19 protein-coding genes are annotated in these 25457 nt (G+C 28.5%); 11 read left to right on the forward strand and 8 right to left on the reverse strand.

The features are described from left to right. The first annotated feature begins 82 nt into the window (after positions 1 to 82). Positions 83 to 844, forward strand: a complete 762-nt coding sequence (locus B3086_RS05065; RefSeq protein ID WP_346892896.1) for a hypothetical protein — start codon at positions 83 to 85, stop codon at positions 842 to 844. 47 nt (positions 845 to 891) lie between these two features. Here the strand turns inward: B3086_RS05065 and B3086_RS05070 are convergent, their stop codons facing one another. Next, positions 892 to 1704, reverse strand: a complete 813-nt coding sequence (locus tag B3086_RS05070) for a DUF368 domain-containing protein (protein WP_346848924.1) — start codon at positions 1702 to 1704, stop codon at positions 892 to 894. A 235-nt stretch (positions 1705 to 1939) separates the two neighbouring features. Between B3086_RS05070 and B3086_RS05075 the strand changes: the two genes are divergently transcribed. Then, positions 1940 to 3112, forward strand: a complete 1173-nt coding sequence (locus tag B3086_RS05075) for an AI-2E family transporter (protein ID WP_346848925.1) — start codon at positions 1940 to 1942, stop codon at positions 3110 to 3112. Between the two features lie 73 nt (positions 3113 to 3185). Then, the gene (locus B3086_RS05080) at positions 3186 to 3491 is read left to right on the forward strand and encodes a rhodanese-like domain-containing protein (protein WP_051824021.1); all 306 of its coding nucleotides are present in this window, start codon (positions 3186 to 3188) and stop codon (positions 3489 to 3491) included. A 71-nt stretch (positions 3492 to 3562) separates the two neighbouring features. Here the strand turns inward: B3086_RS05080 and B3086_RS05085 are convergent, their stop codons facing one another. From B3086_RS05085 to B3086_RS05095, 3 genes are all read right to left on the reverse strand, one after another. Then, positions 3563 to 4615 carry a flavodoxin family protein gene (locus B3086_RS05085; RefSeq protein ID WP_346848997.1) on the reverse strand — a complete coding sequence of 351 codons (1053 nt, stop codon included), beginning with the start codon at positions 4613 to 4615 and terminating at the stop codon, positions 3563 to 3565. Positions 4616 to 4693: 78 nt separating this feature from the next. After that, a complete protein-coding gene (locus B3086_RS05090; RefSeq protein ID WP_346848926.1) occupies positions 4694 to 5953 on the reverse strand; it encodes a lactate/malate family dehydrogenase in 1260 nt (419 codons plus the stop codon). A 14-nt stretch (positions 5954 to 5967) separates the two neighbouring features. Next, the gene (locus B3086_RS05095; protein ID WP_346892898.1) at positions 5968 to 10821 is read right to left on the reverse strand and encodes a cytidyltransferase; all 4854 of its coding nucleotides are present in this window, start codon (positions 10819 to 10821) and stop codon (positions 5968 to 5970) included. 231 nt (positions 10822 to 11052) lie between these two features. On the opposite strand from B3086_RS05095, the gene B3086_RS05100 reads away from it, so the two are divergent. Then, positions 11053 to 11568, forward strand: a complete 516-nt coding sequence (locus B3086_RS05100; protein WP_346848928.1) for a phosphatase PAP2 family protein — start codon at positions 11053 to 11055, stop codon at positions 11566 to 11568. Between the two features lie 72 nt (positions 11569 to 11640). On the opposite strand, the gene B3086_RS05105 is transcribed toward B3086_RS05100, so the two are convergent. Next, the gene (locus B3086_RS05105; RefSeq protein WP_346892900.1) at positions 11641 to 12942 is read right to left on the reverse strand and encodes an ectonucleotide pyrophosphatase/phosphodiesterase; all 1302 of its coding nucleotides are present in this window, start codon (positions 12940 to 12942) and stop codon (positions 11641 to 11643) included. Between the two features lie 124 nt (positions 12943 to 13066). On the opposite strand from B3086_RS05105, the gene B3086_RS05110 reads away from it, so the two are divergent. Together B3086_RS05110 and B3086_RS05115 are read left to right on the forward strand one after the other, a co-directional pair. Next, complete coding sequence (locus B3086_RS05110) at positions 13067 to 13801, forward strand: acyl-[acyl-carrier-protein] thioesterase (protein WP_346848930.1); 735 nt, start codon at positions 13067 to 13069, stop codon at positions 13799 to 13801. Positions 13802 to 14123: 322 nt separating this feature from the next. After that, on the forward strand, positions 14124 to 15293 hold the full coding sequence (locus B3086_RS05115; protein WP_346848931.1) for a CD0519/CD1768 family membrane protein: 1170 nt from the start codon (positions 14124 to 14126) through the stop codon (positions 15291 to 15293). 38 nt (positions 15294 to 15331) lie between these two features. On the opposite strand, the gene B3086_RS05120 is transcribed toward B3086_RS05115, so the two are convergent. Next, entirely contained in the window at positions 15332 to 16297 is a 966-nt protein-coding gene (locus tag B3086_RS05120) for a hypothetical protein (RefSeq protein WP_346848932.1), read from the reverse strand. A gap of 205 nt (positions 16298 to 16502) precedes the next feature. Next, positions 16503 to 17222, reverse strand: a complete 720-nt coding sequence (locus tag B3086_RS05125) for a hypothetical protein (protein WP_346878375.1) — start codon at positions 17220 to 17222, stop codon at positions 16503 to 16505. A gap of 255 nt (positions 17223 to 17477) precedes the next feature. Here B3086_RS05125 and lepB point away from each other — a divergent pair, with 255 nt between their 5' ends. The 5 genes from lepB to B3086_RS05150 all read left to right on the forward strand — a co-directional run bounded on the left by lepB (position 17478) and on the right by B3086_RS05150 (position 24276). Beyond that, positions 17478 to 17984 (forward strand): signal peptidase I, encoded by a 507-nt coding sequence (gene lepB / locus B3086_RS05130; RefSeq protein WP_346848934.1) that lies wholly within the window; start codon positions 17478 to 17480, stop codon positions 17982 to 17984. A gap of 287 nt (positions 17985 to 18271) precedes the next feature. Next, on the forward strand, positions 18272 to 20197 hold the full coding sequence (locus B3086_RS05135; protein WP_346848935.1) for an OPT family oligopeptide transporter: 1926 nt from the start codon (positions 18272 to 18274) through the stop codon (positions 20195 to 20197). A 117-nt stretch (positions 20198 to 20314) separates the two neighbouring features. Further along, positions 20315 to 20689 carry a PqqD family protein gene (locus tag B3086_RS05140; RefSeq protein ID WP_346848936.1) on the forward strand — a complete coding sequence of 125 codons (375 nt, stop codon included), beginning with the start codon at positions 20315 to 20317 and terminating at the stop codon, positions 20687 to 20689. Between the two features lie 247 nt (positions 20690 to 20936). Next, positions 20937 to 22028, forward strand: a complete 1092-nt coding sequence (locus B3086_RS05145; RefSeq protein ID WP_035132568.1) for a dipeptide epimerase — start codon at positions 20937 to 20939, stop codon at positions 22026 to 22028. A 127-nt stretch (positions 22029 to 22155) separates the two neighbouring features. Further along, positions 22156 to 24276, forward strand: a complete 2121-nt coding sequence (locus B3086_RS05150) for a HelD family protein (RefSeq protein ID WP_346848937.1) — start codon at positions 22156 to 22158, stop codon at positions 24274 to 24276. Positions 24277 to 24322: 46 nt separating this feature from the next. Here B3086_RS05150 and B3086_RS05155 read toward each other — a convergent pair whose 3' ends face one another. After that, positions 24323 to 25411 carry a PRK06851 family protein gene (locus B3086_RS05155; protein ID WP_346892902.1) on the reverse strand — a complete coding sequence of 363 codons (1089 nt, stop codon included), beginning with the start codon at positions 25409 to 25411 and terminating at the stop codon, positions 24323 to 24325. Positions 25412 to 25457 lie beyond the last annotated feature (46 nt).

Below are 25457 nucleotides of genomic sequence, written 5' to 3' on the forward strand. Positions count from 1 at the left end.
TAAATTTAATAATATACTAATTAAAGATATTTTATAAAAATAAAAAGGAATAGTAACGTATTTATAGAATATATAAGAAAAAATGGGGTATATTACTGGAGTTTGGGGGAGTAGATTAATGTTAGAAAGTTATAGGTATGTACAAAATGAAAATATAACGGTTTATTATATTGGAAATGATATGAGATTTGTAGTAGAAGTTAAAGAGGAAATACTTTATGCATATAAAGAATTAGAAAATTATTTTCATTTAATAGATAAAGGATTTTCTATAAGGGCTATTATAGCTATGAACAGAAGAGAATATAATTATATAAGTAAAATGATTTTAAAACTTAGGGGGAATAATGAATCTAAGAAAAGTCAAGTAGCTATTACATCTAAAAATGATCTGTTGATATTATCACCTTTTGCATATGAAGAAGAATCTACTTATACTTATGATGAGTATAAGCTTAAAAAAGTAATTTACAGTCAGGTAGTTCATATATTTCATGAATTTCTATCTTTAAATTCAGAAGTTTCATCTACATGGATAGGACAAGGAATAGCTATGTATTTATCTGGATTATGGAAAGAGGGTGAAGTAAAAAAAGTAATAAATGAAGCTATAAAGAAAGACATGATACCACAATTAAATGAAATTCAAGAAAATGAAAGTCTATATAAGATATGGGCATGGACTATAGTCAAGTATATAGAAGAAAACTATGGTAAGGAAACAATAAATAAAATTATAAGAAACTATGATGTAGATGATATTTTTAATATATTAAAGTGTTCTATTGATGACTTTGAAGTTCAATGGAAAATTTGGTTAAAGGACGAAAATAATCTATCATAGAAAATAAAGACCGTTTCAATTTAGAAACAGTCTTTACTTTTTATGTTCTAATTATTTTCTTTTTTCCCAAGTATATATGTAAGTATAAAACCAATTAAAAAAGTTATAATTGATAGCATTCCTGATAAATTAAAAGTAAAACCAGGATATACTGGAAAGACAGAACCTAAAATTAATCCACAAATAGCAAAATATGCAGGTTGAGGATATTTACTCATAAAGGATTCTATGAGCTTTGTCATAGTCAATATACCGACAAGAACACCCAAACCACCAGGAATAAGTAAAGGAATATTAAAGGTAGAAACTGCATTAGTAAAAGTAGTATATAGTCCAATAATCAAAAGTACTAAAGAACCACTTACCCCTGGAAGAATCATAGTGGCAGCTGCAATGAATCCTGCTAGGAATAGGGATATAAAAGATTTTACACTTAAACTAGTCATAGCTATAGTGCTAACTTCTACATCACTAAATATAGACATAATTACCATTAATGTGAAAGTTAAGAGAAACCAAAGATAATTTATTTTTTTTACTTTTCCCTTTGTTGCTCTTTTATATAGCATAGGAAATGAACCTAAAATCAATCCTATAAAAAAGAAATTGGTTGGCTCAGGGTGATTTGTTAATAGATTTGTAATTAATTTACTAAATAGTATTATACCTAAGCCTGCACCTATAGCTATTTCACCAAGAAAGAAAATATTTTTTTTCCAATCTTTAAAAAAGCTATTTACAGCAGATATAAGTTTATCATAAATACCTAGAACTACCGCCATAGTTCCTCCGCTAACACCAGGAATAACATTGGAGACACCAATAACCATTCCTTTTAAAATAACAAATATATTTTCCATACTTTATCTCCTCATATAATTAAATTTGTAGTTAATTTAAACTAAGGTTATAAATAACTACTCTAATTATATTGAGAACTCTTTTAATTTGCAAATTAATTATTTAAAAGTTAATAATATATTTATTTTTTGTTAATTTTAGGTTATTCGTGTTATAATGCAGATATGATGGATTATTTAAATTTTAATATTATTAAATCAACATAAAAACAAGCTTTATAAAGGAGCAAATCATATGTGGGATAGGTTTAGAATAGATAAAAAGTTAGATATAGATAGAAAGTATATAAATATTGGAGTTGTAGCTGTTATTGCTGGAATTGCCTTATTTATAGGCTATGAAATAGTAAGTAGAAGTGGTACTTTTATTAATATAATTAAAAATGCAATATTAGGATTTTTAAGTGTAATAAGACCCATAATAATAGGAGCTATAATTTCATATTTATTATTTCCTTTAGTAAGACGTATTGAAATCTTTATTAAGAAATGTGTTAGTGTAAAGGAAAATAATAAATTTAATTGGATATATAGAATTATAAGTATCGTATTAGTTTTTTTTATAATAATACTATCAGTAGTATTAATATTTAATTTTATAATTCCACCTCTTTTAGAGAATGCAAAATCATTAATAAATAATATTCCACAATATGAGAGTGTAGTAAGGAATGGAATAAATAACTTGAATTCGTATTTTGCTACTTTAGATATAAATTATCAGCAAATTAGTACTTATATTGATAAGGTAACAGCAGCATTTGCAGTTATTGGTCAAGAGATAGTTAATATAATTACAAATAGCATTTATGGATTTGGTTCATTTATGATAGATTTTGTTTTAAGTATAATATTTACATTTTATTTCTTAAAAGATAAAGAGATGTTATTTAAAACTATTAGGAGATTTGGGAGAGCTTTTATACCAGGAAAGTTAGGAACAGTACTTAAGCAATTTATTATAGATTTAGATGAAGTTGTAGGAGGATTTGTAAGAGGAGTTTTACTTGATGCCCTTATTGTAGGTATAGTTTCATCTATACTTATGTTAATGATTCATCATCCATTTGCTGTACTTGTTGGAGTAATTGCAGGTATAAGCAATGTAATTCCTTATATAGGACCCGCTATAGGAGCAGTAGTAGCATTTATATTGGGGATGTTTTCTAGTATTACACTTGGAATTTGGGGATTCATACTTTTAATTATATATCAACAAATTGATGGTAATATTATACAACCTAAGGTGGTAGGTGGTAGTGTAGGACTTCCAGCTGTTTGGACTTTAATTGCTTTAACCATTGGAGGAGGGTACGCAGGAGCTATTGGAATGATAGTGGCAGTACCTATTGCAGCTATACTAAGTGTATATGTTCACAGAATTTATAAAAAAAAGTCAATTATATAGTATAATAAAACTGATTTAGTTATGAATATAAGGGTAGGTACTGTAAATAGAAGCAAAAGAGAGGATAATAAGTATGGGAAAAATTTCAGCAGAAGAATTAAGGAGAAAAATGGATGGCAATGAGAAATTAGTTATACTAGATTTAAGAGATGAACAGGCTTACAGAGAAGGACATATAGAAGGGGCCATATTGATTTCTTTAAGTGATATTTCTCATGACATTGAAGATATAGTTCAGAATAAAGATGAAACTGTATGTGTATATTGCTATAGCGGCAATAAAAGTGCTAGAGCTGCAATGATGCTAGAATACTTAGATTATTCTAATGTGTGTGATTTAGGTGGTATTACAAATTGGAGTTATGATCTTAAAAAATAGCTTCAATTTATTTAAAGTAGCTAGTAAGTAAATAAAAATAATAATAATATAAAGGTGTATGAGAGCAATCTCTACACCTTTATATTATTTATAATTATTTTACCGAAATCTTCACTTTTCATCTTTATATTTTCTACATAAAAAATCGTTTTAGGATCATTAGCTATGGCACGAATAGAGAAATAAGGTGGAAGCCTAAATCCTTTATTTATATTAAGAGCACCTATTAATTGTTTAGCAATAGAATCACTACCAGAATTTCCAGATACTATTACAGCAAAGATGGATTTATTATAAAAGTTACATCTTCTATATAGTGCTGTAAGACGGTTTATTACAGCTGTTAAATTAGCTGCTATAGCATCGTTATAGTTAGGGCATAGCCAAATTACTGCATCACTTTCTTCAATGGCGGGAAGAACATTTTCTGTCATAATACCTCCATAGAAACAACCTTTTTTCTTTCCATAATGAAGACAAAGTTTATAAGGACATCCTATACAATCTAGCACTTCTCCTCTTTCAATTTGTATTTCATTAATTTGAAAATAATTAATATGATCAGATACTAGGTGCCATAGGTCTAAGGTATTAGATGATTTATGTGGACTAGAGTATATAACAGAAATCTTTCCACTTTGAAGAGTCTTAGGATTATCCTTTACAAGGCGATTGACTAGTTTCCTACAGAGATCATAACAAATATCATTCAATGACATATCCATAGTCTTTTGCCACGTTAAAAAATTTTTTAAAGAACTAGTGGCTTCTACTAGAGGATGGCCTATAAAAGCACATCCCATATTATTAGCAATATATACAATATCTTGAGCAAAACGTTTTGTACCATGGTCATCAATACTATATATAAGAATAGCACCGGTAGATCCAAGTAAGGTGTCTTTACCTTTCTCTAGAAGTTTTGATAGAAGGTTAATCATAGGGATATCAAAACCAACATCCTCAACCTGAGCTACAAAAAGTAATTTTTTATAGGATAAATCAGGAAGATTACATACATCATCTATTATTACATGATGTATATTTTTAAGTGAATGAGACACCATAGTATTCAATATAGGAGATGTATTTTTATTTGGTAATATCACATATAAAGTTTCTATTATTATCCCTCCTAACAAAGTATTATTAATAACATTTTTGTTATAAAAAATATTAGATATATAAACAGTTTATTCTTATTATTTTTTATTATACAATTCATTTAAAAGATTATAGGTATTTTTTAATCTATTCATTAATTCTAAAGGTAAATCTAATGTTTCGTTTTCTGTACATCCATTTAGAAATTTATTTTTGCACCCCATATAGGTACCACCAATAAAGTTTGAAGAATAGTGGAAGTTACCTTTAATTGTATCAAGGATGCTGAGAGCACCAGAAGATAGGGCTGGAGCTATATATGGTTTAAATCCGGTAGCACGAACTTCCAAATTTGCAGTTTTAGCCTTTTCAGTAAGAAAATCCGAGGCAGACTCATTGAAGTTTTCAATACTATTAGCAATTATTAATCCTTCACCATGGGGACCAAAAGCTCTACCTTCTTGTAAATAATTCGCAGTATCTTCCCTTAAACTACTATAATAAGCTGCTCTACCATTCATAACCCCCAATCCATATCCGCGAATCTGCTCTGGAGCAAGACCTTGAAAATCAAGGGTATTATCCTTATTTTTATTGCTATCAATAAAAAGAGATTTGCATAATAAATCTACAGGATCAGATACTACTGCAAAGATTCCTTTGAATTTTGCATCTCTTGCCATTTGTCCATATACTTTAAGGATTTTTCTGTTACCATCAAACTGAACAAGTCTTACATCTTTTTCTTCTTTTCCTATAGGAGGAATACCTACAGATACACAAAATACAAACATATCACAGTTGAACAAATCTTCTTCCCTTAAGGGAAGAATTTGTAGATTGTTTTCTTTACCATCGCAAGATAAAATTTGAGATAATTCAAGGTTAAGTCGATTCACTTTTTTAAAATCCTTATCATAAATACCTAAACTAGATATTACATCATTACCTAGAAGTTTAAGGCCGGTTAAAAGAGTTGCACCTACATCTCCTAAACCAACTACATTTACTTTCCACTTTAGAGGGGTAGAATAGACTATCACATCTAGAAAGTTTGGATAATTAGTATTTAAGGAAATAACTCTTTTTTCATTAATGGCATTTTTAAGCCAGATAGGTATTGTTTTATTTATTTTATAAGAGGAGTTAAGTATACTTAAATCCTCTTTTTCTAAAAACAAAAGATTTTCAGTAGAGACTATAAAGGATCTTCTAGAATTTTCACAATTTATAGAAGTTAAAGCAAAGATCTTACCAGTATAGTTTTTACAGAAATTTTCATCTGTAGAGATAAAGTCATCTCGTGTTATAAATTCATTAGTTATAATTAAATTATTATTAAATATATAGTAAAACATGTATAGTTCTCCTTTTATAGCATATTTTCAAGTCTGGTAAGTAGTTCTAAATCCTTTTCAACTAGGGCTGATGGAGTAGATGATAAATCATATTCAATTCCTTTTCCAATATCTGGACTTCGAGGAGTAGTTATAACTTCGCCTAGTGATGAAAGGGTTAGATTTCTCCCATATATGTTATGATATTCTCTTTCAAGTATTTTTAGTATTTCTATAGAATTTTCAAGACAAACCTTAGAAAAATTATAAACATTTTCGTGGGAAGTATTTTTTATAAATACTGGGTAAGTGTATGGTAATATACTATTAATTGATGGAATTAAGTTTCGTTTAGGAAATTCTCCTCTCCATATAGCATCTCCACCTAAAAATGGATATAAAGAATTCTCATTAAACCAAATTTTGAGTCTAGGTATGAAGTATACGCTAGAAACTTGCCTATTTTGCATATCCATTAAATCTTTTCCTCTACCAGAGAGAATACCACAGTGGATTTTTTTTACATTAATTTCTTGATTAATTAGTATAGGGTCTAAGGCTCTCATTCTATACCCCTTATGGAGAATGTTATCTACTAAAAAAATTGGTCGATTAAAGGACTTTATCATTTTCATCTGGTTATTTAAAGATAGGTAATAGGGAGATTCGCCTATAAAGAAGTTCTTCATATCACCACAATAATATTTTTCTGTATGAAGGGATTTGGTAACAGTATTTGGTACTAAATCTCTATCTAAAATATCACCATAAGGTACACACATAGCTTCACCATATTCCTTAGATGCTTTTACATAAGTAGAAATACTATTTTCATCACAAATATTTCTTATCATTTTTTGATGAAGTACTTCACTATTAAAGCAAAGTAAAAGTTCATTAGGATATAATTTTGAAAGAGCACCTTGCAATAATTTTCTTCTATAATTAATTACATTCTTAATTTTAGAGTTACTTCTAAAAGGTTCTTTTAAAATATTTTCTACATCTAAGTTCAAAATACATGGACTAGTCATATTAACTGCTAATACAGGAGACTCCTTATTTTCAGAGCCAATATTTACAAAACCTTGGGATAGCATTATTTCTACTAAGGTTGAGCTAGATAATGAACTATGGCATGGATTAAAAACAGCGTATTCATAATCTTTAGAAATAGCATAAGCTAAAGCCTCAGTTAAAATAATTTGCTCAAGAAATTTATATTTTTCTCTATCAGTAACATAAATTCCATCTATAAATATCATTCTTCCTGTAGATAGGGAACGAAGTGCTCTAGAAATATTCTCATCTTTAACTTCATCGTAAAGATTATTTGAACGAACCCAATGCATTGCGGCAATAGCTAGAATTTTACTTTTTTTAGAATCTTTAATCATTACTAGTTTAGGAGCTTCCTTATCTTTAAGTTCTGATAAGATAGATTTCATTTCATTACTAAGGTTTAAATGAGAAAATAATTTTAATATTATATTATCAGTAACTTCATCAACAAATTCAAAATCTAAGTGACTTTCATTTAGAGATAGCTTATCTAGGGGTTCTCGTTGGTAAAAACCATTTTCATTAATATATTGAGAAACTAAAGGATCTACTAAGGTTGAAATATCTCTATTTCTATCTATATAGTTTCTGATTTGACTAGAGCTTATGGTAGAGTATTTAGCTGGAAGTTTTAATACTTCTACAGTGCCATTTATGAGAGATTTAGCAGCTAAAAGTTTTTTTGAATTACCTCTTTCAAAAATTATGTGATTAAAAGTATGAATGGAATCCTCTTCCACAGGATTACGATAGCAAGAGGCATTTAAAAGTACATCGCTACCTGAAACAAAGAATATTTGAGAATCTGAAAATGATTCCTTAAGCATTCTTAAATCATCAGTATTAGATATATTCACTTGTATAGTTTCAGGGTATATATAAATATTAAATTCATCACAAATTGATAAATTAATTAATATTTTTCTTAAAAGATTAGGTAAGGTTTTTTTAGACCAAGAAAATTCATCCACGGCTAAGTATACTTCATAACCTAAATCACGAATTGCTTTAGAAATATTCTTATGTCCTAAAGAGAAAGGGTCAAAGGTACCAGGGAAAAATGCTATTTTCTTAGGTATATCTATAAGAATATCGCCATTTAAAAAAGTATAGTCTGCTATGAATCTATAGATGTGATTTAGAGCAGCTGCATTGGTTAGTAAAAGTAATCTATTATTGTCATCATTACCTACAAGAGTAAGAATTTTTTTAGCTACTAATTTGAAAACATATAACTTATCATTTATAGAAATTGTTGAACTTCCAAATATATCCTTGCCAAGAGTGATTATGGCTGCTTGTTTAACCTTATCCTTATAATCACCTATACCATTTAAAATAATAGATAACATTGATTTTAATCTTTCATTATAAATTTTTTCATTTTCATTATAACGAGATTTATATACATCATAGTTAGACAAGGAGATTCCTATAGCTTTAAGAATTAGTATCTTAACATCTTCATTTGAAGTTTTGATTTTGCTTTTTAAATCATCAATAATTTCATCTAATTCATTAGGTGCTAGCCATAAGATTATCTGACCTAAGAAAGGTGATATATATTCTGTGAATTTCTGGCCTTCAATTTCTAGTCCACGTAAAAGCTCTATAGCTACTTCATTTCTTTCTGAATCATTTAGGTTAGGCATAATTTTAAGTATTGAAGAGCCTGCACTATTTCTAACACTTTCCATAGCACTAACTTTTAACATATTACAAAAGTGAATGCAAGTATGAAGTCCTGTAGTTGGCGCAATATAGAGTGTATAATTAAGAAGTATATCTATCTGATGTTTTTTTACTACCCAATTAGTAGCTGTTTTTAAGTTGCTAAGGAGGATATCTGGGATTTTATTATAATCTTCTTTACAGTAAGTTTTAAAAAGAAATATATGGTCATCCATATTAAGAGTTGTGAAAATTTTTAAGTATAAATAATTTTCAGATGAATTTTTCCTTCTAGTTTTAATTTCTCCAAGATTTTTAATCATATAATCAAGTATAGAATGAGTAGGTGGTATTTTAGGAATTATATCGTTTAAACTTTCAAGAGCAGCTAATCTTATAACTACATTTCTTTTTTTTACTTTATCAATAATGAATTCTATGAGTGAATCTAAAGGTTCATCATAGGACTCAAAAGATATATACTTTGCGGTATAGAGTAAATACAGCTGAGTTTCAAAAGAAGTTATGTTTTGAGACATATAATGTTTCAAGAGAATACTTCTATATATTTTCATAAAAATTTTTCTGGAATTTATAAAAACAGAGTTAACCATGATTTTAGTATTATAGCCAATCCAGTTTTTATGAGCATTTACTAGTTTACCGCTAGGATAAAGCATTAATGAAATATACTCTTCAAATAATTGATAACTATTTATGTTAGGTTTATCTATAGATACGTTTTTAGGTAATTCTTTACTATAATCTTCATCAAAAATAGCTATTAATTTTCCTATTAGATATGCACAGTGACGGCGAATGTCATCTTCTCTATGAGCTAAATTGTCATAAAGAAATTCTAGAGTTTGTAGCTTTTGTTTTTGAGTAAAGTAAGTACAATATTCTTCTAATACTCTTATATATTGGCGAAGATTTTTCCAGTTATTCTCACTTCGAGCCTGTTCTAATATAGTATTTAACGAATATTCATCACGTAATAAGTACATAAGATTTATATTGTGATTTATTGCTAAATGTTTCATACTATCAGTTATTTCTTTTCCTCTAAGCAAAGAATATATTGGAGGGTTTGCAGAAGTTAAATTGTCTTCTTTAAAATCTAAATCAACATTTACACCAATACTCTTTATGTAATCTTCGAAGTCTTTTAACTTGCCATATACTTTTTTATAACGAGATTCCTTTTTAGCATCAACATTTTCTAGTTTTTGAAGAATTACTTTAAAAGAGTTTTCTAAAGAAAAAATATGCATAGTAGGATATGAATTAGTAAATACATTTTTAACTCTAAAATCACAATAGATGAGTATTAATGATTCTAAAGATAGATTTTCAAGTTCTAAATCCCAAGTAGAATGATTTATAGCGATATTTCTAATATAATTTATATTGTGGTTTCTAAACCATTGGTCTGTGTAATAGTAGTGGAGATGTGGAACGCGTTTTAGCTCTTCACCTTTACATCCATATTTTCCAATGTCATGTCCGGCAGCAGCTCCAGAGACTCTTCCTAAATCTATAGGTAACCCTTTAGTTTTAAGTTGGCGTGCTAAAAACATAGCTAGGTAATGTACACCACAGATGTGATCTAAAGTATTATACTTAAATATTTCTCCATTAAGCTTCATCATTTCATATACATAGTCACGGTCAAAGGCTTTAATGAATTTTAAATATTCATCTTTTCTTTCTAGTTCTTCAATTTCACTATCTGTTAAAGTTATTAAAGGATAGTTTGCTTGCCAACAATCTGAATCAGATATGGATTTTTCTATATTACATAGAACCTTATAAATTCTAAGGAATATTTCACATCCTGAAGTTAATTTTGAATCTAATTCTATAGTTACTGCATCTTTAAAATTCTTGCTTAAGGCATAATTATATAAATATACTAACCATTCATTAGGACCATCTTCATATAAATCATTTAATAAAGGAGTACATAGATAAAGAACTTTAGATGGAGAAAAATCTTTTTCCACTAAAATGTCTTGGAGTGTGTATAAAAAAACTGGTGAGTTTATATGCTTATCAAGAAATTTTTGTGATATATTTTCAGATTTTAAGAAATGAGAGTTATAAAGCTTTCTTAAAATTTTTTTCTTTATTTCTTTTAATTGTAAAATTTCCATAGAGACCTCCTAAACATCAATATATAACATGTATAAAACATATTTCTTATAAATATTTTATCATTTAAACTGCATTTATCCTAATAAATATACTATAATAATAATCTAAATAATATATTCATAAAATCTAATTATTTATTATAAAAGAGAAATAAGAAAGAATTAAATGAAAAACTTTTATTTTATCTTATTTTTATATATAATCTATTTATGATGTTTTTAGGAGGATCTATGATAGAATTAATAAAAAAAGTGGATATAACACTATTGCAGTTTATAAATAAAAAATTACGATGCAAGTTTTTAGATAAAATTATGCCATATATAACATTTTTAGGATCTGCCACATTTTGTATGGTTTTTGTTGTGATGACTGTTATGTCTAAAAGTAAAGAAATTAAGAACCTAGGATTTCTAGCATCTTTATCAATTATTACTTCTGGCGGTATTACTCACTTTTTAAAGAGAGTAAAAAATAGGATACGACCATATATAAAGTTTCCAACGCTAAACATAAAGAAGATAGGTGTAGATGATTATTCCTTTCCATCGGGTCACACCACTGCAGCTTTTTCAATTGGAGTTAGTATTGCACTAAGCTTTACTGGATTAGCAGTAGTATCTATAGTAATTGCTAGTCTTGTGGGATTTTCAAGGGTTTATCTTGGTGTACATTATCCAACAGATGTAGGTGCAGGAGTTGTAGTTGGAACTTTGAGTGCCCTTTGTATGCATATGATAGTATAATAATTAGGAAAGAGATAAGAATTTAATTTAGATTCTTATCTCTTTATTACATCATAGATTATTCTTAAAGAATTAATGGATAGTCAATATTTCATCAATTACCCTTCCATCACATTTTGGAAATTTAATACCTAAAACTTTTGAGAGGGTAGGGGCTATGTCCACTAAATTCATATTATTCATAAAAAAGTTTTCTTTAAACTCTTCACCACATCCAATAAAGAGAGTATGGATATCAGGACTATTAGGATGATAACCATGATTTCCGTTAGATTTTCCCTCTTTAGGAGTGGTTGAAGTCACTATAGTACCATTAAATTTATCTATAAAAATAAAACCTCTTTTAGCTTCAATCATAAATGTAGCCTTAGGATCACCACCTAAATCTATTATCTCATCATTTCTATATATCTTTGAAATTCCCTTAGATTCATCAAGAGATAAGGCTTTTAAAATATTATAAACTTTTGAGGAGAGATTTTTATTAAAGTCATCCTTAACATATACATAGGCACTTCCATCACAAGATTTTACATATACTCTCCAAGAATTAAGTCTGTTATCATCACCCATGCTTATTAACCCTTGATTTTTAAATAGGGTGTTTAAGGTAATAACTTTATTAAAGTCTTGAAATCCATGATCACCTAAAATAACTATAGAAGAATTATTATATATACCAGCTTCTTTCAGAGCTTTTATTACATCAGCTAATCTTCCATCATGGCGATGAAGTGAATCTACAGCTTCTTTAGAATCAGTACCATAACCATGACGTTGACTGTCTAGGTCTAAGAGATGTAGTAAAAGTAAGTTAGGTTTATACTTTTTAATGGTTTCTATAGCACAAGCAGTAGCAAAATTATCTAAGTTAGGCTCCTTTATACCATCAAGGAGATGTTTGAATTTTCTGTTTAAATTGAATTGGTATATAGGGCTTCCACCTAGAAGTGATGCCATTTCTTGAGATATATATTTATTGTTAGAGAAAATTTCAGGCATATTATATTTTATAGAAGATTTACCAGTAACAGGCCAAAATATAGATCCTACAGTAAGCCCTCTACTTTTTGCCATATCATATAGTGTTGGACCATTTACATATTTTCTGAACCAAAACCAATCTGGAGCAGCTTTTTCAGGTTCTAATAATTTATTGTTTACAACCCCATGGTTTTTAGGATACTTACCTGTAACTATGGTAGTGTGAGCTGGATATGTTAATGATGGATATATAGATTTAACATTTCTAACTACTGACCCCTTTTGAATGCATTGTGAAAAAGTTGGTAAGTTACTTATTATATCAAAATCAGCTGCTTTTAATCCATCAATTGAAATAACAACCAAGTGCTTATTTGTTAAATTATTCATAACTTATTCTCCTTAACTTTATGTTATATATAAATTATGATATACTAATTTTGTTATTAAATCTACATAGTAAGATAATATAAATAAGGAATAAAGAAGAAAAGTGGCGTAAGAAGGTGTAATTTTGGAGCTAAATTATAAAGAACAATTCACTATAAAGTTTCATGAAGGAGACTTTAAGGGAAATGTTAAATTATTTACAATAATGGATTATGTTCAACAAGTTTCAGAAAGTCATTCTCAAATTTTGGGGGTGGATTTTCAGTCTATGATGAATAAAGGATTATTTTGGGTAGTATCTAGAGTTGAAATTACAATGGAAAGATATCCTAAGGTTGGAGAAGATATAACAGTAGAAACTTGTTTAGGTGGCCGTGAAAAAGTTTTTATGAAAAGAAGATTTAAGATTAAGGATAAGGATGGACAAGTTATTGGTAGAGTTTTGATATATTATTTAATTGTAGATATTGAAACTAGACTTCCACAAAAGCCGTCCATGTGCCCAGTAGATATAAATATTAATGTAGGGGATGTCATTGATAATAAGCTTAACAAGATAAAGATGCCAGGTGAGGCTATAGAAACTGTCAATAGGAAGTTATATTACAATGATATAGATATAAATAATCATGTTAATAATGCTAAATATATTTCTTTTATAGAAGATTTCTTTTCTTTAGATTGGCATAGAGTAAAGAAAATATCTTATATGCAACTTAACTTTATTAAGGAAATTAAATTTGATGATTCGTTAATAATGAATAAATTTATTGAGGATAAAGAAAGTAATAGTTTTTGCATTAATGGAATTTCAGAAATTTCAGAACAAGAATTTTTTCAATGTAGGTTAAAGTTTTAAACAAATGTGTATTGAAAAGTCATTAAGATAAAGGTATCTAAATAATAAAATTTTTAGATACCTTTTATTTTAAGAAATAACTAATATAGTATAAATAAAAAACTGTAAAGGAATACATAATGTAAGAATATAATTTATTAAAGTGAAAATTAAATTTAGAAAACAATCACATATAAAATTTAATTTAAAAATATTTATAAATATGAAATAAAAAGTGAAAAAATTTACGAATAATAACCATTGACATTAATGGGTAAATAATTCATAATAAATATGGAATATTCATAAAAGATTTAAAATTTAAAATAAGGGGGAGCAATAATTGACGCATAAGAAGGGTTTGAAAAAGGCCGTTAGCAAAGAAGGTATTATATTTCTAATTTTATTTTTAGGTTTTTTCATAGGTATGGGAAGCGTTATGGGAACCATAAATATGTTTAATACCCTAATGGAAACTGCGTATAGCTTATTAATGAAAACAGTTTTTTATATAATGGCTATTGCGGTATTGGCAGGAGCTATATCTGCACTTCTATCAGAATTTGGAGTGGTATCTTTAATTAACAAATTGTTATCACCATTAATGAAGCCACTTTATGATTTGCCTGGTGCTAGTGCTATAGGAGTTTTAACCACCTATCTGTCTGATAATCCTGCTATACTTACTTTAGCAGATGATAAAGGATTTAGAAGATATTTTAAAAAATATCAGTTGCCAGCTTTAACTAATTTAGGAACAGCCTTTGGAATGGGGTTGATTATTACTACCTATATGATGGGACAAAAGTCACCTATAGGAGAAAGTTTTATACTGCCAGCTATAATAGGTAATGTAGGAGCTGTAATAGGAAGTATTATAAGTACTAGATTAATGCTTAGACAAACCGCGAAAATTTATGGAAAAGAAGAAATGTGTGTACAAGACAATGATACTGGTTTTGACATGATGAACTATAGAGAAATTAGAGATGGAAGTGTTGGAGAAAGATTTATTGGTGCTATGCTTGAAGGAGGAGCTTCAGGAGTACAAATGGGACTTGCTATAATTCCAGGAGTTTTAATAATTTGTACTTTAGTTTTAATGCTTACTAATGGACCATCTGCATCTGGAGCTTACACTGGAGCTGCATCAGAAGGTATCGCACTCTTACCTTGGATTGGGGAAAAACTACAATTTATATTAGTTCCGTTATTTGGTTTCCAAAGTCCTGAAGCTATAGCTTTCCCGATAACATCTTTAGGGGCAGCAGGAGCTGCAATTGGTTTAGTACCGGAAATGTTACAAAATGGATTAATAGGTGGTAATGAAATTGCAGTATTTACAGCTATGGGGATGTGTTGGAGTGGATATTTAAGTACTCACGTTGCGATGATGGATGGTTTAAAGTGTAGAGAATTAACAGGTAAAGCTATTGTTAGTCATACCTTTGGTGGATTAATAGCAGGTATGTCAGCTCACTTTATATATTTACTTATATCAAAATTCATATAAAAATAAAAACCACCTTTTTAGAGTGGTTTTTATTTTTATTATAATGGACATACATATGCATTTATATGCGCTTCAATGGGTTGATTAGTGGAATTTAAATAATTATTTAATATACCAGTCCTTAAGCCTTCACTACATATAATAATGTTATAGAAGTTACAATAGTTTACAATATGAGTTATTATTTCACATCCACCTAATATAATATCAGCACGTTTTTTTGAAAGACCTTGTAAGTTTTCTCTCTCTTTTAAACTTATAACTTTAAGGCTTTCACAAAGAGTTTTTAGTTCATGAGGGTTGGAAAATTCTATTGTGTTAGTAGATGAACATGAATTTGTTAAATAATTAGAATATATCTTTCCGAGATTCTTAAAAGTTCCGCCAATGCCAACTAAAGAGCTTCCATAAAAGCTTTCAATCCAAGGTATATTAGAAAATAGCTTATAGAAAAAGTCCTCGTTGTAGTCACAGCTCAAGTATCTGCCACGCTTATTAACTTTTATTTTCTCAGTTATGTTTATAGAACCTAGAGGAATACTAGTGTAATTTGTAAATTTACCCTCTTCTACAAAAATTAATTCTGTACTATTTCCACCAGTGTCCATTATTATACCTTTATCTAGATTACAAGTAGAAAAAACTCCAAGGTAAGATAAATAGGCTTCTTCTTTAGGTGATAAAACCTGAACTAAAATTCCAGTATGAGCTTTTATTAAATCAAGAACATAGTTACTATTTTCAGCTACTCTTAAAGCTTCCGTAGCTACACATATGATTTTAGAAACTTTATTTATAATACAAGAACGTAAAAATTTTTTTAAAACTGTTATTACATGAATGGTTTTTTCAGAACTTACAATTTTATTGGTAGCTAAGGTAGCTCCAAGTCTTAAATGTTCTTTATCTTCATCTATAATCTTTGGATTGGACTTATCATCTATATTAACAATTAGTAGGTGAACCGTATTTGAACCAATATCTATAATGGCAATAATATTCATAATACTTGATACCTCCCCAAAAAACTCTTTTATTATTTATACGATAAAAATAATAAAATATCACATAATAAATATATTAGACTATTGAAATTTAAAGAAAGAGTTTTTAAAGAAGATATGATAAGAAAAAAATATTAAGGCTATGTATAAGAAAAAATCTACAGAGCTAAAATTTCTAATAAATTTCACATAGCCATAATATTTACTAAGTTGCAGTTTCAATGAGAAGTATATTGCTAGGAATATTTGCTTTTACTTCAAAAGTTTCATTGGAAATATAAGCGCTGTCAGAGCCTGTTAAGGTAATATTATCAGAATTACTTGCACAAATTTCAGTTTCTCCATAACATTGAAATAAATAGCCTTGTCTATCTTTGTTAATTGTAAAAGTTAAATCCTTGTTAGGATGTAGTAATGCAAAATAAATATTGATATCACAATTAGATTTAATAGGAGCCAGACCATTTAAAGGACTAATAGCATATATCCACTGATTTTCAATAGAATTTTTAAAGTCATATTTATTTAATATAGGAGATTTACTATTCTTTTTTTGAATATAAGAGTTATTATTGGTGTATAAGGTTATTTCAATAATATCTAGAAAATCAATACCACTATTAAAAATATCATAAGTTATCCCATCCATAGAATTAATATAAAGAAAATTTCCAGATGAAAGGGTTTCTAAATTTCCTATGTTATCGCTATATAGTAATTCACCGGAGATTACATACATAATAAATTCTTCTCCTATTTTAAAATTATTATGAGTTCCACTTCTAGGAACTAAGGTAATATTTTTTAGTTCTTTGATGCAAAGTTCTGAATCCATATTTTCAATAGAAGTAGAAAGATTAGAAGTAGTTTTTAAATAAGAAAAATCTTCTTCTTGATTATAAGTAACAATTCTTCTATTAATCAAAATATTACCTCCCACTATATAATTAAATGTTTATATGATCAAATAATTTTAATAAATATAAAATTATTCTACGATATTAGTATTTGCAGTTTTTATAATTTAATAGTAGGTATGTTTTTCACCTACTATTAAATAAATTAATAAGTGGGAATAAATTAGATAATAAAAGAATATATGATAAGATGATATTTATTGTTTAAAATGTGGTAATATAGTAATATAAAAAACTTAAAATGACTTTGGGGGGAATAATTAGTGATAAAATTTCTTAAAGAATGGATAATACCAGCATTAATTGCTATAATTTTAGGATTTTTAATAAATAAGTTTATTTTTTTCAATGTAAATGTTCCAACTAAATCTATGTATCCCACTATTACACCAGGAGATAGAATATTTTCATTGAGAACTTATAAACCATCATCTATTAAAAGAGGAGATATTTTAGTATTTCATTCTGATGAGCTAAATAAAGACTTGATTAAAAGAGTAGTAGGTCTTCCAGGAGAGAATGTAGAAATTCAATCAGATGGAAGTGTATATATAAATGGTGAGTTTCTAGAGGAGAGTTATGTAAGTAGTTTTAGTGATACTACAGGTTCTTTTAATGTACCAGAAGGTTGTTATTTATTTTTGGGAGATAATAGAGGAAATTCTATTGATGCACGATTATGGGAAAATCCTTATATATCTTTTGAAGACATACAGGGAGAAGGAAAATTTATTATATTTCCTTTTGATAGGTTTGGTAAACTAAAATAGTGTATAAGTAAGTAAAATGTTAAAGAAGTATTGAAGTGGTGAAATTTATTTCACCATTTTTTTATTTTAATTTATGCTAAATACAATAATAATTAAACTATATTTAGGGAAAGATAAATTCATATCCATAAAATATATTTAAAGGTATAAGGGAATTTAACAATAACTAAAATCAGCAATAAAATAAAGTGGTAAGTAATGGAATGAGGGGAAAAGTAAATATTAAAAATAAGTCAAAAGATGCATAATCAATGTGACTAATATATTTTACAAAGGAGGAATTATAAATGAAAGATAATAAGAGATTATCCCATACTGCCTATGGTGGTATAAAAGGTGATGATTATATGCCTTTTATATCAACTACAACGGCAATGCCTGAATCAAGTGTTTATTCTATTCTAATGGGTGCAGTATTTACAATGATATTTGCTGCTGCAAACACTTATTTAGGATTAAAGGTTGGTCTTACAATTTCAGCAGGTATTCCTGGGGCAATACTTGCCACAGGGATTTTAAAAGGATTGTTTAAAAGAAACAATATATTAGAGGCTAATATGGTTGCTTCAATTGCAGCAGTTGGAGAATCTATAGCAGGTGGAATTATATTTATACTACCAGCAATTATTTTATGGGGAATTACATTAAGGGTTTCTACAATAGTTATTGTTACTCTTCTAGGAGGGATAGTAGGTATATTTTTTGTTACTCCTTTAAGAAAATTTTTAATAGTTGAGGAGCATGGAAATTTAGTATATCCAGAATCTATGGCTGCAGCTGAAGTTTTAGTTAATGGAAGTGAAGGTGGTAGTGGATTTAAAATGGTTTTAATGGGTCTCGGAATTGGTGGAGGTTATAAGTTAGCTTCTGGAGGATTTGCTCTTTGGAGTGAAAGACCAGAATGGGTTATACCTGCATATCAAAATTCCGTATTTGGAATAGATACATTAGCTTCACTTCTAGGGGTCGGCTTTATTGTAGGTACAAAAGCATCGGCATTTATGTTTGGAGGATCTCTTGTAGCTTGGCTTGGATTAATACCACTTATTAAATATATAGGTAGTACAGTTCCAGAACCTTTATTTCCTTCAACTATGTTAATCTCTGAGATGGGAGCTTCAGATATATGGAGTAAGTATATAAGATATATAGGAGCGGGAGCTGTTGCCGCAGGAGGATTTATTTCTTTAGGAAAATCTGCACCAACCATTATTAGATCTTTTAAAGAAGCCATGTCAGGTATAGGTAAAAAGGAAAGTGGTGCAACTACTAGAATAAATGAAGATCCGCCAATTGTTTGGGTGATAGCTTCAGCAATATTGGTATTTGTTCTTGCATGGTTATTGCCACAAATTAGAGTAGGAATAATTGGCTCACTAATGGCAGTAGTATTTTCATTCTTCTTTGCAGTAGTTTCTGCAAGAATGGTTGGTATAATTGGTGCATCAAATAATCCTGTATCGGGTATGACTATTGCTACTTTACTATTTGTTACAGCCATATTAAAGATAACTGGCAATATAGGGCAAGAGGGAATGATTACAGCTGTTATGGTAGGTGGTATAGTATGTGTAGCTATAGCTGTTGCTGGTGGTACAGCTCAAAGTTTAAAGACTACATTTGTAATTGGTGGTTCTCCAAAGAAAGTACAAATTGGAATGTATTTAGGGTTAATATTTGGTGCTGTAGTTTCTGGGTATGTATTATTAATGCTTCATAATACATATGGAATTGGTTCAGAAGCAGTGCCAGCACCACAAGCTACTCTTATGTCAATGGTTATAGAAGGTGTTATGACTGGTGAATTACCTTGGGTACTTGTGTTTGTGGGAGTATCTATAGCTATATTTGCAGAAATATCTGGTCTACCAGTACTACCAGTTGCGCTTGGTTTATACTTACCTATACATTTAAATGCAGGTATATTATCAGGTGGTATAATTAGAATATTTGTTGAGAAGAAATTTAAGAAAAATGAATCCCTTATGAAAGAAAAAGTAGAGAGAGGTATTCTTATATCTTCTGGATTAGTTGCTGGAGATGCATTAATGGGTATAGTAGTTGCAGGGTTTGCTACTTTAGGACTTAATGTGGCCTTTGGACTTAATTTTGAAGGGTTAACCCAAAATTCTATATTCTCAACAGGTATATTTATAATTCTTGGAGTAATTATTTATCTTATTTCTTGTAGTGGAGATAATGAAAGAACTTAAAGGTAAATTATGATTATTGATAATATTTCTTATAATATTAAAAAATATGGATATAATTATGAATAATATTAAAGTTAAGAGCCATTGAGGCTCTTAACTAATTTGTAGGTGATTTGTATGAAAGGTAAAAAAACACAAAATAAAGAAGAAAAGAATTTTCTTTTATATATTCCCCAAATTGAACATGATAACTATAAAATTAATGATAATAATATAGTTACTTTATACTTTGAACATAACAAACCTATAGAAAAGTTCGCAAGATGGTTAGTGAAAAAAAATAATCTTAGTGATATAGTTTTTGATGATAAATCATCGCTGGCGTGGGCTTTAATAGATGGTAAAAGAAGTATATATGACATTGCACTTGAGATGGCAAGGAGATTAGGTGATACGGAAGAAGTAGCTATAGAGAGGCTTGTAATGTACATAAGATATATTGCTAAAAAAAGGTGGATAAAATTCATAGGAATAAAACATAACCAGGGTTGATATTAGGAAATATGTAGACATTGAGAGTAATATCTACTATTTAAATAAATAAATTGAACAAAAACAACCTACTATATAGCTTGACTACTTTAGGCTTTGGTGTATAATTATGACTTGACTAGATAGAAATTTTTACGGAAATGTAAAAAATCTATCATATTTTATTTTAAGCATATTTTATATGAATAAAATTCGGATAGATTAATAATATTAAAAATATAAATTTATAAGTAGTAGGGGTATAAAGATGATTATTGCAGATGTTAAAGTTGGTAGAATTACAATGCCATTAAAAAAACCATTCGTAACTAAAAACGGAGTTTATAATTATTCTAACGAAGTAGTTGTAAAGATTTTTACGGAAAATGGAGATGTGGGAATAGGAAGTGCAGCTCCAGCACCAAGAGTGACAGGGGAGACAGAAAGTTCAATTGTAGGTGCTATTAAACATATTACTACATTTATTAAGGGAATGGATCTTACGTGTCTTCAATGCATTTTTAAAGTTATGGATGAATGCATTAAAGGAAATAATAGTGCAAAAGCAGCTGTAGAAATTGCTATATATGATCTTTGGAGTAAAGGAGTAAATACTCCTTTGTATAAGTTATTAGGAGGATTCAATTCAACGGTACTTACAGATATAACTATACAAGATGATGATAAGATGGAAAATATGATAAATGCAGCCTATGAAGCTACTAGAGATGGCTATACTAATATAAAGATAAAACTTGGAAATAATGTAGAATCAGACTTTGAAAAAGTGAAATTTATTAGACGTGCTATTAGAAAAGGAATAAAAGTAAGAGTTGATGGTAATCAAGGCTGGTCACCTAAAGATGCAATAAAGATAATTAAGAAGATAGAGCAATTAGATTTAGACATAGAGTTTGTAGAACAACCAGTTAAAGGTTGGGATATCGAAGGATTAAAATTTATTAAAGATAATGTGGATACTATGATTTTAGCTGACGAATCAGTGTTTGGATCCCCAGAGGCCTTTAAGGTAATTCAGAATAGAGCTTGTGACTTAATCAATATAAAACTGATGAAATGTGGAGGAATACAAAATGCCATAAGAATTTACAATATGGCAGATACCATGGGTATAAGGTGTATGGTTGGTTGTATGTTAGAGAGTAAAATTGGAATCACAGCAGCAGCAAGCTTTGCAGCTTCAAGAGGAAATATGATAACAGCAGATTTAGATACAATGATATACTTTGCAGAGGACCCTATAGTTGGAGGAGCAATCTTTGAAGGAAATAAAATCACTTTGTCCGATGAACCTGGTCTTGGAATTACTGATATAAGAGGTTGGGAAGAAATAGTATAAGTAAACTTTATCCATCTATATATTATATTAATTTTGCATAGATGAAAGGGTTTAAGATTAATATATAGAACTTATAATAAGTTACTATGAAAATTCATTATAAGAATCTAATAAAGGAAGTGGTTTTATGTCAAATGATCTTAAAGACCAATTAAAGAAACAGTTAGAGGTTGCCATAGAAGAAGAAAGATTAGAACATGTTATAAAAATAATAAATGATGAAATTCTTAAGTGTATAGAGAAAAGAAAGCATATAACCAATGCCATATTAGAATACAGAAAAAATGTTTTAGAAGAATTTAAAGATGATGAAGATAAGATAATAGAGTATTTTGACCATGAAAACTACGTAAAAGAAGAAAATTTTAAAAGTACTGATAGAAAATTAAAAGAACTAACAGTGTTAAAATCTTCTCCTTATTTTGGTAAGGTTACTTTTAGAGAAGAAGATTATGGGATAGAAGATATATACATTGGAAGGTTTGGAGTAACTTTAGAGGAAACCTTTGAACCACTAATTATAGATTGGAGAGCTCCAATTTCAGCGCTTTTTTATAATAATTCAGGAAATATTGGTCAGTATAATTCACCTGAAGGAGAAATTACAGCTTCTATTTTAGAAAGGGTTCAATATATCATAAAGAGAGGTAAATTAGAGGGATTATTTAATTCTAATATCGATATAAAAGATGATATTCTTCAAATGGTATTAAGCAAAAACTCTTCAGATAAGCTTAAAGACATAGTTATGACTATACAACAAGAACAAAATGAGATTATAAGACAAGATAAGAATAAGATACTAGTTGTAGATGGTGTAGCTGGAAGTGGTAAAACTACTATTGCACTTCATAGAGTTGCTTATTTAATTTATAATTACAGAAATCTTTTAGAAAATAAGGTTTTAATTTTAGGGCCTAATAGAATATTTATAGATTATATTTCAAATGTTCTTCCAACTTTAGGAGAAACAGGAGTGTTTCAAACTACATTTTTAGATTTAGCTTTAGATTTAGTAGATGTAGATGATGTTATAGATATTAAAGATGTTATGGAAAGAATTCTTAATAAAGATAAAGGTTTTGAGAAAAAAATTATTTATAAGAGGTCCTTAAAGTTTATGGAGGATCTAGATAGACTTGTTATTAAACTAGAAGAAGATAGTTATTTTAGCCATGGAGTTTTCTTTAGAGATAAAGTTATAGCAACTAAAGAAGAAATAAAAACCATGTTTACAAAAGACTTTACTTCACTACCGTTATTTAGAAGAAGTAAAAAAATTAAAAGAATTTTATTCTCTAGAATTAGTGATGCGAGAGATGAAGAATTTAGATTTATTGAAATGAAGTATAAAGAGAAAAAGAAAGAGTTTACCCCTGAAGAATTAATACTTCATATAAATGATTTAGAATTCAAAAGAAAATTAGAAATAAGAGAATTAGTAAGAGATGTAATAGAAGTAAAAGCTACATTAAGTTATTTAGATGGAAAAAATATAGAAAATATATATGAAGAATTTAATGGTGATAAAGAATATACAGAAGAAGACTTGGTTGCTATATTATACTTAAAAGCTAAACTCATGGGCTTAAGGCTTAATAGAGAAATTAAACATTTAGTAATCGACGAGGCTCAAGATTATTCACCACTACAATTTATAGTGTTAAAAGAACTTGTAAATACTAAATCGATGACTATAGTTGGAGATAGTAATCAGCAATTAATACCTATTGAAAATAATTCTTCTTTAAGTAGTATTAAAGATATATTTAGTGAGGATTCAGTTGAAATGTTTAAGTTAAATAAAAGTTATCGTTCAACTAAAGAAATCATGGAATATAGTAATAGATATATAGATGATATTTCCATAGTACCTATGGTTAGAACTGGAGATTCTGTTAATGAGATATTAGTAAAGGATGAGAAAGAGATAAAAGAATATATTATAGAGCTAGCAACTAGCTTAAAGAAAAAAAATCTTGAAAATATAGCTATTATAACTAAAAATTTATCTCAATCTAAGTATATATATGATTTGTTAAAAGAAGATATTTCATTAAAGCTTATAGATAAAGAGAATCTTCATATTGCTGAGGGAACTATGATTATGCCTAGTTATTATGCAAAAGGCTTAGAATTTGATGGAGCTATTATAATTGAAGAGGACATCCAAGAAAGATACAAGGACAATCTAATGTATATAATGTGTACAAGAGCACTTCATAATTTAATAGTTATTAAGAAATAAAAAGTAATAGCATCACAGGGTGCTATTACTTTTTATTTTTAATATATTATAAGCTATCTTCATATCCTTGAATTTTATTTAATACTTCTTCATATATTTGGTCAGCCTTATTAAAATCCATATTAGGAACATAGAATTCCTCTAATTCATCATGTAAATCTTTAGCTATTTTTATACAATCAAGACCTTTTTGAAGTAGGATGTAAAAAATGGAAGAAATATCGTCTATATCATCTTGTTTTTTTTCAATATAATTTGCATCTAATAGACTATCCATATCATATTCCTCGCCATGAAATTCTATTTTGGTAATTTCATTTGATGTTACTAGAGCAACCTTTAATTCAGGAATTAATAAATGTTCAATTTTTTCAGGATTTAGTGGAGTGTGTAGAATCTCTACATCTAGACCCCTTCGAGTAGCTTCATCTGCAATATATTCAAGAACACGAGTTTTGCCAGTTCCAGGAGAGCCTTTAAGTACATAAACACTGGACATGTCTTCTACTATATTATGAATATAAGTTATAACTCCCTTTGGAGTAAATCCTGTTGCAAATAAGTGGCGTTTTTTACCCAGTGATGAGAATGTATTAGGAAGAATTCTATTCTTCAAATTTTCTTTTAAAATATTAAGTTCATAAAGATTTAAAGCTTCATTATTAAAGGTATACCAATCATCATAAATAGATTTAGCCGCAGCAAAAAATCTGTAAGCTCTTCTAAAGGAATTTCCAATTTCTTTATTCACAGCTAGAATGTTAAATTTTATGTTCTTAAAATTCTCTTCTTTTAAACATATGCCCATATTTACTATATCATCTACAGCACCAGGAATAATAGGGTCTATCATATGGGGAGATGTGCCATCAAGCATAGCTACTTTTAATTCTTTAATTAGAACTCCATCTAAAGAATCACTATCAGAAGAACAATGATGAAATTCTACATCATATCCTCTATCAATGTAGTGTTTTCCAATTTTTTTCATAAGGGAAGATTTTCCTGTACCAGGACCTCCCTTTAAGCAAATAATTCTAGTTGCATCCTTTTGGGAAATAATATAATTAAAGTGAGAGTAAAAGCCTTTTCCGGTATTGCCACCTAAAAAATAGTGAGTGGATATTCCAGTCATAATTAATCCTCCAATGATTTCTACACTATCATAATATTATATAAGT

Origin of the sequence: Clostridium sp. UBA871 (assembly GCF_002295255.1) — a bacterium.
Classification (GTDB): Bacteria; Bacillota; Clostridia; order Clostridiales; family Clostridiaceae; genus Clostridium_J; species Clostridium_J sulfidigenes.